Source organism: Alteromonas sp. NFXS44 (assembly GCF_040148705.1).
Lineage (GTDB): Bacteria > Pseudomonadota > Gammaproteobacteria > Enterobacterales > Alteromonadaceae > Alteromonas.
Genome location: NZ_JAGDEA010000001.1, coordinates 484,332 through 497,342, shown reverse-complemented (window position 1 = coordinate 497,342; position 13,011 = coordinate 484,332). Strand labels below are relative to the sequence as shown.

General features: G+C 49.5%; 10 protein-coding genes and 1 riboswitch. Of the genes, 6 read left to right on the top strand and 4 right to left on the bottom strand.

The annotated features are described in order from the left end of the window. Positions 1-74 precede the first annotated feature (74 nt). Positions 75-1,475, bottom strand: a complete 1,401-nt coding sequence (locus J3369_RS02135) for an amidohydrolase (protein WP_349583260.1) — start codon at positions 1,473-1,475, stop codon at positions 75-77. 87 nt (positions 1,476-1,562) lie between these two features. After that, positions 1,563-4,166, bottom strand: a complete 2,604-nt coding sequence (locus J3369_RS02130) for a TonB-dependent receptor (protein WP_349583257.1) — start codon at positions 4,164-4,166, stop codon at positions 1,563-1,565. A gap of 219 nt (positions 4,167-4,385) precedes the next feature. Between J3369_RS02130 and J3369_RS02125 the strand changes: the two genes are divergently transcribed. Both J3369_RS02125 and J3369_RS02120 read left to right on the top strand, forming a co-directional pair. After that, entirely contained in the window at positions 4,386-4,928 is a 543-nt protein-coding gene (locus J3369_RS02125) for an RNA polymerase sigma factor (RefSeq protein WP_349583254.1), read from the top strand. Next, the gene (locus J3369_RS02120; protein WP_349583251.1) at positions 4,925-6,064 is read left to right on the top strand and encodes a FecR family protein; all 1,140 of its coding nucleotides are present in this window, start codon (positions 4,925-4,927) and stop codon (positions 6,062-6,064) included. Before J3369_RS02125 ends, J3369_RS02120 begins: the two co-directional genes overlap by 4 nt. Positions 6,065-6,141: 77 nt before the next feature. Here J3369_RS02120 and feoB read toward each other — a convergent pair whose 3' ends face one another. Together feoB and J3369_RS02110 are read right to left on the bottom strand one after the other, a co-directional pair. Further along, complete coding sequence (gene feoB / locus J3369_RS02115) at positions 6,142-7,956, bottom strand: ferrous iron transporter B (protein WP_349583248.1); 1,815 nt, start codon at positions 7,954-7,956, stop codon at positions 6,142-6,144. 44 nt (positions 7,957-8,000) lie between these two features. Next, positions 8,001-8,234 (bottom strand): FeoA family protein, encoded by a 234-nt coding sequence (locus J3369_RS02110; RefSeq protein ID WP_303573519.1) that lies wholly within the window; start codon positions 8,232-8,234, stop codon positions 8,001-8,003. Between the two features lie 203 nt (positions 8,235-8,437). Further along, positions 8,438-8,551, top strand: a riboswitch (TPP riboswitch). A gap of 95 nt (positions 8,552-8,646) precedes the next feature. Here J3369_RS02110 and thiC point away from each other — a divergent pair. The 4 genes from thiC to thiS are packed head-to-tail and all read left to right on the top strand — an operon-like array spanning position 8,647 to position 13,009. Then, positions 8,647-10,530, top strand: coding sequence for a phosphomethylpyrimidine synthase ThiC (gene thiC / locus J3369_RS02105; RefSeq protein WP_349583244.1), 1,884 nt, complete (start codon positions 8,647-8,649; stop codon positions 10,528-10,530). Then, positions 10,530-12,068, top strand: a complete 1,539-nt coding sequence (thiE, locus tag J3369_RS02100) for a thiamine phosphate synthase (RefSeq protein WP_349583241.1) — start codon at positions 10,530-10,532, stop codon at positions 12,066-12,068. The genes thiC and thiE overlap by 1 nt, the downstream gene beginning before the upstream one ends. Beyond that, positions 12,055-12,825, top strand: a complete 771-nt coding sequence (locus tag J3369_RS02095; RefSeq protein ID WP_349583238.1) for a HesA/MoeB/ThiF family protein — start codon at positions 12,055-12,057, stop codon at positions 12,823-12,825. The genes thiE and J3369_RS02095 overlap by 14 nt, the downstream gene beginning before the upstream one ends. After that, a complete protein-coding gene (thiS, locus tag J3369_RS02090; RefSeq protein ID WP_349583236.1) occupies positions 12,809-13,009 on the top strand; it encodes a sulfur carrier protein ThiS in 201 nt (66 codons plus the stop codon). Before J3369_RS02095 ends, thiS begins: the two co-directional genes overlap by 17 nt. The last annotated feature ends 2 nt before the right edge of the window (positions 13,010-13,011 follow it).

Here is a 13,011-nt window from a genome sequence, read left to right as displayed (position 1 = left end):
GGAAAATAAAAGCCCCGCTGCAGTCTTGCGATTCCGGCGGGGCAACATAAGAGACGTAAACAGAAGCCTGCAATCTATAAAACAGGCTTATTCTGTGCCTTTAAAGCCTGCTTTATTTTGTTGCTAAATTCAGTTGCTCTTTTAACGATATCGCTCTCGTCTACAGTGAGAACATTCCTGTCTTTCATCAGCAATTTACCTTCCACAATGCTGTGTCTTACATTTGTCGCGTAAGCTGAATACACAAGCACAGAGTAAGGATTATAAACAGGCGTCATATTAGGCGACTTGGTATCAATCACGATGATATCTGCCCGTTTGCTTTTCTCCAGAGAGCCAATCTCATTTTCCATATTCAGCACTTTCGCACTGCCTGAGGTTGCCATTTTTATCACTTCGACGGCTGGCATATTAGTCCGGTCATTCGTCCACAACTTGTGAAGTTTAGCTACCTGATTAAACTCATCAATTAAGCTCAGTGTGTTGCCTGACATCGGGCCGTCAGTGCCCAGACCAACATCAACGCCCTGTTTCAGCATTTCTGTCACCGGCGCCACGCCTTTTGCTGATTTGATGTTTGCACTCATATTATGCGCTACACCAACATGATGCTTTTTAAGAAGGGCAATATCCTGATTGCTCACTCTGATGACGTGGGCCCCTATCAGATTATTGTTAAGCACACCGATACTTTCTAAATAGGCCACCGGGGATAATCCGCCACTGCGCTCAGCTATCACCTCCTCCTCCCTTTCAGACTCAGCAAGATGCGTCAGCACAGGCACACCGAATTCTTCAGAAAGTGCTGAAATCTTCTGCAAAGTGCCTGTGGTATTCGTGTATGGAGCGTGAGGCGCAAAAGCGGGAGTAATGCGCGGATGATCCGCATAGCTTTTAATGAAATTAACCGCATAATCAATTCCTTCTTCTGCGGTTTTAGCATCGGCCTGAGGGTATTGGATCACGGTTTGTCCTAAAACAGCACGCATACCAATTTCGTCGACTGCCTTTGCGACTTCATCTTCAAAATAGTACATATCCGCATAAGTGGTCACGCCACCTTTAAGCATTTCAACATTACCGAGCTCAGCACCCAACCTTACCATTTCACGTGAAACGAATTGCTTCTCAAGAGGAAACATATACTTATGCAGCCGGTCAGGCACATCATCACCCAATGAACGCAATAAGGACATTGAGGCATGAGTATGTGTGTTGATAAACCCTGGCAAAACCAGATCACCGTCCACATCAAGGAGAGTGCCGGCACGGTAATCTGATGCTTTTTCTTGTGGACCGACAGCCACGATACGCCCGTCTTTAACGGCCACAAAACCGGATTCATACTCTGTCAAAGCACTGTCCATAGAGAGGATATGCCCACGGGTAATAAGAATATCGACTGATTGCGCCGCTGATGCAGACAATGAAGCGCCGATAAGTGAGACAAGTGTAATAACGCGGGAAAATTTCATAAGAAAACACCTTACGGGGAGATGAAAAAGGTTGTACTGCTACGGGTGCTGGCCCGGCAGTACAACCATCAGAGGGTGATCAACAGATTAGAATTTCACCTTAATGTCGGCTCCCCAGGTTCTGCCCTGATTTACCACACCTGCAAGGTTATTGATCGTCACGCCACCAATTAACGCTGTTTCATCTGTGATGTTACGACCGTAACCTGCAACTTCCACATCATAATTGTCGACCATGAACAGGTAGCCAACCCGCACGCCGCCTTCAAGGTAAGGGTCCTGTCTCATTTCCAGTGCATCAATAAGTGAGAACCGCACTTCACTTGCATAGGACCAGTCGGTGTAGAAATACAATTCACCATCGCCAAGTTCGGTGCTGTAGCGCATAGTGAAATTACCAATCCACTCAGGTGCACGGGGAAGTGAAAGACCATCAACACTAATCAGCCCGTTTTCATCCACCGGGTTCAACACTGTACAGAAAGTACAGGTTGAGATAGCTACGTTCTCATCCTTAATTTCAGTGTTGTTGTAGCTGACCCCTAACGTTGTAAGCAGGTCAGAAGTGATAGCGTATTCGCCCTCAAATTCAAACCCGTAGCCTACTGTCTTATCAACATTAACCAGCTCTTTGGCAGCCCCTTCATCAAAAGACGATTGAGCCGTTAACTGTTGATCGTTCATCTGGAAGTAAAACAGATTGAAGTTTACCCGTGCTGCATCATCCAGCAGGTCTGATTTAGCACCTACTTCTACCGAGTGTATAACTTCTGAGTCTGCAACGCTGAGTTTAGGGTCGCTGCCACTGACAACACGGCCCTGAATACTTGGTGCTCTGAAGCCCTTTGCCAGCCTGGTGTACAGATTAGTGTCATCTGAATACTGATACATTGCACTCAGGTCCCAGCTGATAGCAGAATCTTTCGTGTCAGCATACATAGGGTCAAAAAACTCACCGTCGCTGGCGGTAGAGATAATTCGCTGAGAAAAATAGTCTTTCTTATCTTTCGAGTACCGGATACCCGCAGTCACGCTGGTTCTGTCATTGACTTCGTAATCACCGGAGGCGAACACAGCCCATGCATCAGTTTTCTGATTCTGAGTCAGATAACGCTTTAAGCTGCCGTCTTCATTGTAGTGAAAAGTGTCGATATTGAGATCTTCTGTGAAGAAAAACAGCCCCGCCTGATAGTCAAATACCCCAAGTTCATTAGAGGCCATTCGCAACTCCTGAGTGAACTGGCTGTGGTCAGGAATACCGTCGGCACTTTCAACAGAGAAAGAAGGAACAGTGCCCAATTCGCCGGTGTAGCCGGAGGGATCAGCAAAACTACTTACCCGGTAACCACCATCGACATCGGCCTGTGAGTACATTTCCACAGTTTCATAGCCCGTTACAGAGGTAAACGTGTAATCAGTCGTGAAATATTCCAATTTCATACTTCCGCCCTCGGTTTTCACCGTTTGCGTGGCACGTTGCGCGGCATCGTGGTAAACCACATTGCGGTCGAAACCATCAACGAAGTCGTTGGTTCCGGGCTTTATTGCACTGGCTCTGAACACCGTGGGCGTACCATCTAAATCACGGGTGTGGTAGTTAAATAACGCCGAAAACTGACTGTTTGGCTCGTAGAGCACCTGCACTTTGGCAGCTCGATCGTCATAACCACCCAGAATATCGTTTTGTTCAAAACCCGGCGCACGGGTATCAATATAGTCTGAACGCGTCTGGTTAAGTAGAGACACACGCACAGACACAGTGTCTGTCAGGCCACCGCTAATAGCACCATGGGTAGACAATGTGTCCAGAGACGAATAAGACGCGCTGATATAACCTTCGAAATCCTGCGTAGGACGGTTCGAAGTGAACTTTACCAGTCCTGCAGGTGTGTTACGGCCAAACAACGTACCCTGAGGACCACGTAACACTTCAACACTCTCCACATCAAAGACGGGGAAACCTTTTAAAAGCGGATTCTCCTGAACCACATCATCAGTGATCAATGATACCGGCTGAGAGGCATTTACATCATAATCCTGATTGCCCAGACCGCGAATATAAAAGCGGGGGAAAGAGCGGCCAAACGAAGATTCAATTTTCAGACTTGGAATGCGGGCTGACATGAAACGGATATCATCACCTGCGGTCGACGCACTTTCAAGCAAGTCACGTTTCATGACAGAAACTGAAACCGGTACTTCCTGTAAATTTTGAGTACGGCGTTGTGCGGTAACGGTAATATTCTCAACCTTCCCCTTACTTGTTTTACTCAGGTTCCCGCTATTCACTGCGGCTGGCTGCGCAGAGGCGTCAGTAGACGCTGCGGGCTTTTTTCCCTCAACGGTTTCATCCACATTTTTCTTTTCAATAGCGATGGTTTTCTTATTGATATAGCGATAACTAAGCGCAGTCCCTTCCAGAAGCTTATTAAAAGCAGCTTCTTCGCTATACGTTCCGGAAAACGCTTCAGTTGTCAGGCCGTCTGCCACATTGGAGAAGAAAACAATCTGCTTTCCATATTGTTTTGCGATGCTCTGCAAAGCCCGGTCCAGCGGAACCTGCCCCACCGTAACCTGTAACTGCTCCTGATTTTCAATATTCTCTGCAGCAACGCCAAAGCTGCCGGCCAGTGACAGCATCACTGACAAGACGACTGGCTTTTTCTTAAATTTGGGGACACGAGTTCTCATGCTTGTATTTCCTATATCCGTACTACATATAATTGTCATTGGCTTCGTTGCGAGCCTTTATTTATGCGGGCTGAAAACCCACTAATAAATAAAGAGTGTGAAAGTGCTGGATTTAGGTACTTATTTTTTTTATCTTGAAACTTCCGCGAAGTTTTAATCTGATTTTGTAAGTATTAATTCATCTTCCCCTCTGAATTCCGGCACAAGACATCTTTCTCTATGGGCAACCACACTGCGACGAATAAAAAGAGTAAATGCAGCAGCTTTGTAAAAGGGCTCTACGACAGTTCTTATAAGGAACTGTTTGCCTTCTTCATGCGTCGTTCGAATAATAATCAGCAGGCTCAGGATTTTTCGCAGGAGACTTACCTGCGACTGATGAATGTAGACAGAAAAGATCTCATAGAACAACCCAAAGCCTACTTATTTCGTATTGCCGCAAATCTTGTGCATGAAATGCGTTCAAAGAATGAGCGGATTGCTCAAAATGAAACACCGTTTACTGATGGTCTGGAAAATTTTCCCGGCAATGAAGACCCTCACCTGCAACTTGAGCGGCAGAAAGCTATACAAGAACTGGAGAAAATACTAGTTACACTTCCACCTGTTTATCAGTCAGTGTTACTACTGAGGAAGCGCGATGGCCTAAATCATGCGGAAATTGCAGAAAAACTGGGAATTTCTATTCACACCGTCAGAAAATACTTAACCCGTGCTATGACAGAATGTCGCAAAGCGCAAATTGCGAGTGATGCATCATGAATATGGTTAAACAATCTAATTCTCTGATCATTGAACAAGCTAGCTACTGGGCGGTATTGCTGGACGATGGCGAACTGAGCGAAAAAGATCGCCGTGAACTGACGCACTGGTTGCTGATGGGACCTGCTCATGTGGAGGAATTTATTCACGCATGCGTGTTGCTGGATCTGATGTCAGATGTTGATCAGGGTAAAAAGCTATCCGTCGACAAATTACTCGCCCAGGTAGAATCAGCAGCGGGCAGTAAGGTGACTCCTATCTCTCAACACCAGAACCTGACCGGTAATAATTCAGAACACGAAAGCTCCGGGCGCCCCCGGAAAACCCGCTGGCTTCCGGTTGCTGCCTGTCTGCTGGCAGGCGCTATTTTCGCTTATCAGATGCTGCCGGTTGAAAACGCCGGCGAAACGCCTGTAGCGCAAAATCAGCCTGTACAATACAAAACATCACTGGGCGAGCAAAGAAGCATCACGCTGGAAGATGGCTCGATTATCTACCTGAACACGCTGACTGCTGTAGATATTAACTATACGCAGAAATACAGAAACATCGTCCTGCAACAGGGAGAAGCAATTTTCAAAGTTGCACATAATCCTCAAAAGCCCTTCAGGGTCTGGGTTAACGACACAATGTTTCAGGCGCTGGGAACCGAATTTAACGTCCGCAGTGAGCCCGGAAGTGTTGCATTGACGGTGCTTACCGGAGAAGTCGCACTGGCAAGAGAAGCGAAAAAAGAACAACTGATTCCGTTTCGCTCCACCGGTATCAAGCTGACTGACTTTACTGCACCGGACTTAACCAAAGACAGGCCTCTGCTGGTAACTGTGGGACAAAAAGCTGTGCTTCAGGACAATGGTAATATTCATACAGAAGCATCGGTGGATGTAGCCAGAGAGACGTCCTGGAAATCCAGAGAAATGATTTTCCGCAACGACCGTTTAGATGACGTAGTTCGCGAATTTAATCGCTACAATGCTTTGCAGGTCACCATCGCCTCTGCGGACTTATCAGGCATGTCTGTAACCGGTGTATTTGAAACCAATGACCCGATGTCTCTGCTGAATTTTTTAGAAAGTTCAGGCAAAGCAAGGATTGAAAAAACGGATATAAACAAAGTTACGGTGTATGACCGTTAACGGTTGTTGTAAACAGCACCTCATCAAGGTCCCCGCTCTTTGGTTAGCACACTCAATGACGTGCTGTTTACCCGTTATCAGAACAACAAATTCACCAGTACGGCGATAACGTAGGCCAGGATACCGTATCCGACGTACAGGCCCCATGCGAGCTTATTACTGCCGGTTTCACCTTTCAGCATGGCAACAGTTGCTACACATTGCAGCGCAACAACGTAGAACAGCACCAGGCCGAGGCCGGCGCCGGTTGTCAGTCCGTCAGCCTGAATACGTCCGGCCAGACCGTTCACATTGTCTTCAGCGTCATCCATTCCGAACAGTGTACCCAGCGCACCGACGAAAACTTCACGGGCAAGGAACGACATCAGTATTGCCACGCCGTAACGCCAGTCCAGACCCATCGGCTCGAATACAGGCTGGATAACATGGCCGATTTGCCCGAGCCAGCTGTCTTCCAGAGTAGAACCCATCGGGAAGTAACCCAGGATCCAGATCCCCACCGACACCACGAAAATAATCGGTGCAGCACGGCGGACAAACTGCAACCCGCTGTCGATAACGCGGAAAGTTAACGGCTTCCAGTGTGGTAAGCGGTAAGTGGGTAATTCAAGAATGAACGGCATGTCTGACTCTTCCAGATCTCTCGGTAAGAATCGCGACAGAAACTGGCTGACAATCAGGGCTGTGATAATGCCGAAGAAATACAGGCCGAAGAAGGCAGCACCCTGCAGACCAAAAATGCCCAGGAAAGTACCGTCTTCCGGCACCAGTACCGCAACCAGCAATGCATAAACCGGCAAACGGGCTGAACAGGACATCAGCGGGATGGTCAGCATTGTGATAAGACGCTTGTGCGGCGACTCGATAGTACGGGCCGCCATGATGGCAGGAATGGCGCAGGCATGACCCGAAAGATAAGGAATAAAACTTCTGCCTGATAAACCCACTGCGCTCAACGGGCGGTGACACATCAGCGCGGCACGGGCAAGATAACCGCTGTCTTCCAGCAAGCCGATAATGAAAGTCAGTACCATAATTTGCGGTACAAACACCAGGAAAGAACCTAAACCACCGAATATGGCGTCGTTAAAAAAGTCAGTAACAATGCCTTCCGGCGTAATGGCACTGACACCTTCAGCAGCGCTGCCGATCAGCGTTTCCACGCCGTCCATCAGGGGGGCTGCGAGAGTAAAAATACTCTGGAAGAGTACAAACATGACGCCGAGGAATACCAGTGAGCCGGTCCAGCTGTTTAACAGGAAGCGGTCGACGCTGTTCTGATTTTTCAGCACAACATCCAGGTGCAGGCCGTACTTTGAAGCCAGTGCCTGACTCTGGTTTACCGCAGACTCCCCGTCTGCCAGCGATGTCGCCGGGATGTATCCTGACGGCGCTCTGGCAACAGACAGCATGGTCTGCTTAAATTCATGCAAGCCGTCCAGGGTTCTTGCTGACAGCGCCATTACCGGACTGCCTAATTCTTTACTTAGCGCCTCTGTGTCAATATCTTCGCCGATCCTGCGGACTTCGTCGATGAAGTTGAGGGCAAAGAGTACAGCTTTATTGTTGGCTCTTGCCAGTTTCTGTACCTGCAGACCCAGCACCAAACTGCGCTCTAAACGGGTGGCATCAAGCACACAAACCACCAGAGAAGTATCGTCCCGCTCTACCGATGTGGTGATTTCTTTTATTGCGATTTCTTCATCACGACTGAGGCCACGAAGCGTATAAGTGCCCGGCAGGTCAACCACTTCAAAATCCTGACACTGACCCCGTTTAACTTCCACGGTAACACCAGGATAATTAGCGACTTTTTGTCGCAGACCGGTTAATTGATTGAATAAAAGACTCTTACCGGAATTGGGCTTTCCGACCATTAAAATGCGTTGCATGAAAAAAGGGTATCCTGTTACTGGCGACAGCGGAAAAATGAGCGTTAGTTACGCACTTCAACTTCGATTTGTGAGGCGAGATTTTCTTCGATAGCAAACACGCTGCCACCCAGTTGCATGACGATAGGTCCACCTAATGGCCCTTTTCTGACACACTGAACTTCACGTCCATTCTGAACGCCCATTTCAGATAAACGTTCTTTCACGTTGACACATAAACTCTCTTTCACCGAGATAATAATTGCTTGTTGTTTGCTTGGTAAGTCCCACAATGTCATAAAAAATCTCTATTTTACTCAACGTGTTACACCTGATGTTGAGTGTTCGGCTACATTGAAGAGCCTAATGACAATAATTACTATTCAGACTATCAGAAACTTCCATACCGGACTAGTGATAAGGTAACAAACTCGCTAAAGACACTTATCAGCACGTTAAGACAAGGCTTGTTTTCTTTTCCAATCCATGATTATAGTAAAAACAGAACTTGTCGGAGTGCTTCGTCTTTCATATAAAAGCAAGCTGAGACCGCATTGCGGGATCCGTAGAACCTGATCAGGCTAATACCTGCGAAGGGAACAAGCAGCAACACCGTTCCACCATCACAACAGACGACCGTCTGCTTGCCGGTGTTGCCCCTTGTATACTCACTCCTGACAAGCATTTATCACCCGAAAAGGAACAAATGCTATGTCAACACGACGCGAGAAACGCCAGCAGGCGCAAACTTTTATACAATCACTGAAAGGTGAAGCTTTTCCTAATTCTTTCCGCCAGTACGAGGAAGGGTCTGACCCGTCCATTCGCGTGCCCATGCGGATGATTGCCCAGTCTCCTACCCGCATCAGCGAACAGGAAGAAGAAATCAATCCGGATATTCCCGTATACGATGCCTCCGGCGTATTTGGCGACCCGGCCTGTGAAGTTGACGTGACCAGAGGTATTCCGCATTGCCGCGCTGAGTGGATTAACGCTCGAAGCGATACGCAAGCCATTGCTGCATCTGAATCATCCTATACGCAGGCGCGGGATGCAGACATCACCTCAGAATCTATCCGTTTTCAGGCGAAAAATATCATCCGTAAAGCCGCTTCCGGCAAGGTAGTAACGCAATTGCACTATGCCCGCCTTGGCATCGTGACGCCGGAGATGGAATACATCGCCATCCGCGAAAACATGGGTCGCGCTGCGATTAAAAATGAACTGTTGAACCGGCAGCACAAAGGGGAAGCCTTCGGTGCAAACATACCGCAGGCAATCACCGGCGAGTTTGTGCGCCGCGAAGTCGCAGAAGGCCGTGCAATTATTCCGGCCAATATTAATCACCCTGAAGCCGAGCCGATGATTATCGGACGAAACTTCCTGGTCAAAGTGAATGCGAATATCGGTAATTCTGCGGTGACATCGTCAATCGAAGAGGAAGTGGAAAAGCTGGTCTGGGCCACGCGCTGGGGCGCAGACACCATCATGGACTTATCTACCGGCCGCAATATTCACGAAACCCGTGAATGGTTACTGCGTAACAGTCCGGTGCCCATTGGCACAGTGCCCATTTATCAGGCGCTGGAAAAGGTCAACGGGGTTGCTGAAGATCTCGACTGGCCGGTTTTTCGGGACACCCTGATTGAACAAGCAGAGCAAGGGGTGGATTACTTTACTATCCATGCCGGCGTACGCTTACCTTTTGTACCGTTAACCGCTAAGCGTGTTACGGGCATCGTGTCCCGTGGTGGTGCCATTATGGCGAAATGGTGTTTATATCATCATCAGGAAAGTTTTCTGTATGAACATTTCCGCGAAATCTGTGAAATCTGCGCTCAATACGATGTCAGTCTGTCACTGGGTGACGGTCTGCGCCCCGGTTCCGTTGCTGACGCCAACGATGAAGCACAATTTTCCGAACTGCGTACCTTAGGCGAACTCACTGCTATCGCGTGGGAATATGACGTTCAGGTGATGATAGAAGGTCCTGGCCACGTGCCTATGCACCTGATCAAAGAGAACATGGATGAGCAGTTATCTCATTGTCATGGCGCACCGTTTTACACCCTCGGTCCGCTGACAACGGATATCGCCCCGGGGTATGACCATTTCACGTCCGGGATCGGCGCAGCACTGATTGGCTGGTATGGCTGTGCCATGCTTTGCTACGTCACGCCTAAAGAGCATCTTGGCCTGCCGGATAAAGAAGATGTGAAGCAGGGTCTAATTACCTACAAAATTGCCGCCCACGCAGCAGACCTGGCAAAAGGTCACCCGGGCGCGCAAATACGCGACAATGCCATGTCGAAAGCCCGCTTTGAGTTTCGCTGGGAAGACCAGTTTAATCTGGCACTGGATCCGTTCACCGCCCGCGCCTATCACGACGAAACTCTGCCGCAGGCTTCAAGCAAGGTGGCGCACTTCTGCTCCATGTGCGGTCCGAAATTCTGCTCCATGAAAATTTCTCAGGAAGTCCGTGACCATGCACAGGCGGAAGAAGCGAAGCAACAGGGCATGGCCGATATGGCGAAGAAGTTTTCTGCCTCCGGCCGCGCTCTCTACGTTGATGCTGCCGTTGCTGAGGGCGAATAATGTTACCCCGTGTTTTAACCATTGGCGGCACCGACAGTTCCGGCGCCGCCGGTTTACAGCAGGACCAGCGTGCGCTGCAATGTTTTACTGTCCACCAGTTTAGTGTGGTCTCGCTGGTCAGCGCGCAAACTCATGACAGCGTGCTGCACGTTTCTCCGGTATCGCCGGCGTCGTTTTCGGCACAACTGCAAGTCGCTTTTCAGCCGCAGATCCCTGCGGTGATAAAAGTGGGTGCGCTGGCGAATGATGAACAGATCCGTGTGCTTATTAAGAAACTGTCTGAATATCCGCAAATTCCGGTAATTTGGGACCCTGTATTACAGGCATCATCAAAGAGTAAGCTCGGTGACTTGTCGTTTGATGCTATCGCCGGGCTATTGCCCTACATCACGCTTATCACGCCGAACTATGATGAGCTGGCCTGGCTGACAGGCTTTACGTTACGGCAAGCCAAAGATGAGCTGGCTGCCGCCCATCAGCTTATCGCTTCCGGCTGCGAGCAGGTACTGGTAAAAGGCGGTCACAGACCAGACTCATCGCTCCGGCCCGGCTCCGGGAACGCGGCGGAAATTTGTGATGTGCTGTACAGCAAAGAAAACGTCCGGCGTTTTGTACACAAAGCCCGGCAGCCTTTTAACTTACGGGGTTCCGGTTGCCTGCTGGCATCGGCCATCGCCGGAGCAATGGCTGAGCAGTACATAGCAGAAGATGCTGTTTCGCTGGCGGGAGCAGTGGTTTCCGCAGCATGGCAACAGGCAGAGCTTGTTTTACCTGAAACGGCTGTCCTTCATCGCCAGCCTTCTGAACGTGCAGTGCCCGCTGAACAACAGACACCGTCGCTTCCCGGTTCACTGCATCCTCACTTTCCGGCAGTTTTTGAAGGCTTGATACCGGTAAAGAATATCTATTCTTTACCGGAGTTGCCGGACTCTGCGCCCGGGCTTTACCCCGTGGTGGACAGCCTTGAATGGCTGCAACGCCTTCTCCCTTTAAATCTTAAGATTATCCAGTTGCGGATAAAATCTGCCAGTGAAGGGCTTAGTGAAACTATCCGTGAGGCAGTAACCATGGCTGCCGGATACAACATCCAGCTTTTCATCAACGACCACTGGCAACTGGCTATCGAACACGGGGCGTATGGTGTGCATCTTGGACAGGAAGATCTCGCTTCTGCCGATCTGAGTGCCATTGCCCGTGCCGGGTTGCGGCTGGGTATTTCCACTCACGGATATGCAGAACTGTGCCGCGCCATTCAAATCCGGCCATCTTACATAGCACTGGGTCATATTTTTCCTACCAGAACGAAAGATATGCCCTCTGCGCCGCAGGGTCCGGCGCGGCTGGCTGACTACGTATCACTTTGCAAATATCACGGCATTCCTACTGTGGCCATCGGCGGTATTAAGTTAGGCAATATCGACACCGTGGCTGCCACAGGCACAGATGCCATTGCCGTGGTAACGGCTATTACAGAAAGCGATAACCCGGAAGACGCCGTCAGCACATTACGCGGGAGGTGCCGCCGTGCTGACCACTGAACTGTATTCCCGCTACAGCCGTCATTTACTGCTGGATAATTTTGATGAGGAAGCCCAACTGCAACTCATGCAATCAAAAGTCATGCTGTTCGGCTGCGGTGGACTGGGCTGTCAGGTAGCCATGGCGCTGGTGTCCGCCGGTGTGGGCGAAATTGTGCTGGTCGACCATGACATCGTAGAACTCAGTAATTTACCCCGCCAGTGGCTGTTTACCGAAGCCGGTGCGGGACAAAAGAAGGTCTATGCTGCACGGTCGCGACTGACAGCCATGCATGGCGGGTGTCAGACACGATGCATCGATGACCCTTCAGACCTCATCAGACTTGCCACCCACCTGCCGTACTGCTCATTGCTATTGGATTGCACCGACAGTGTAACCAGCAGAAAGTTTGTAAATGGTCTGGCCCTTAAACATAAACTGCCGCTCATTTCCGCCAGTGCTGCAGGCTTTTCCGCCACGGCGCTGGCGCTGAATCCTGCATCCGGCTCGGCCTGTTATGAATGCATGGAACAGATTGGTGAGCACTCACAAACGTGCCTTGAGCAGGGAATATTCAGTCCTGTGGTAGCCATTGCCGGTCAGTTTCAGGCCAGCCTTGCACTCAGTTATCTGTGCGGCATTCAGCCTGTGGATTTCGGACAACTTCACGTTTATGACGGCCGCGCTCTCACCCTGCGCCACTTCAGGGTAAACAAAAATCCGGCGTGTCCTGCATGCTCAAACAATACCGGAGAACACCATGAACATATTGTGTAACGGTGACAAGCTCACTCTGCCTGAAGGCAGCCTGCTCACCCATGCGATCAGTGATTATCTGCAGCAAACTCCGTCAGTGGCTGTAGCGGTAAACCAGACAATCATACCGGCCAGCCAGTGGCAACATCACGAGTTGCAACCTGATGATGCCGTAGAACTCTTTACTCTGGTAGCGGGAGGTTAATA

Bases quoted from the DNA above. Each gene is read 5' to 3' on its own strand.
- J3369_RS02135 (WP_349583260.1), bottom strand. From the start codon at position 1,475: ATGAAATTTTCCCGCGTTATTACACTTGTCTCACTTATCGGCGCTTCA.
- J3369_RS02130 (WP_349583257.1), bottom strand. From the start codon at position 4,166: ATGAGAACTCGTGTCCCCAAATTTAAGAAAAAGCCAGTCGTCTTGTCA.
- J3369_RS02125 (WP_349583254.1), top strand. From the start codon at position 4,386: ATGGGCAACCACACTGCGACGAATAAAAAGAGTAAATGCAGCAGCTTT.
- J3369_RS02120 (WP_349583251.1), top strand. From the start codon at position 4,925: ATGAATATGGTTAAACAATCTAATTCTCTGATCATTGAACAAGCTAGC.
- feoB (WP_349583248.1), bottom strand. From the start codon at position 7,956: ATGCAACGCATTTTAATGGTCGGAAAGCCCAATTCCGGTAAGAGTCTT.
- J3369_RS02110 (WP_303573519.1), bottom strand. From the start codon at position 8,234: ATGACATTGTGGGACTTACCAAGCAAACAACAAGCAATTATTATCTCG.
- thiC (WP_349583244.1), top strand. From the start codon at position 8,647: ATGTCAACACGACGCGAGAAACGCCAGCAGGCGCAAACTTTTATACAA.
- thiE (WP_349583241.1), top strand. From the start codon at position 10,530: ATGTTACCCCGTGTTTTAACCATTGGCGGCACCGACAGTTCCGGCGCC.
- thiS (WP_349583236.1), top strand. From the start codon at position 12,809: ATGAACATATTGTGTAACGGTGACAAGCTCACTCTGCCTGAAGGCAGC.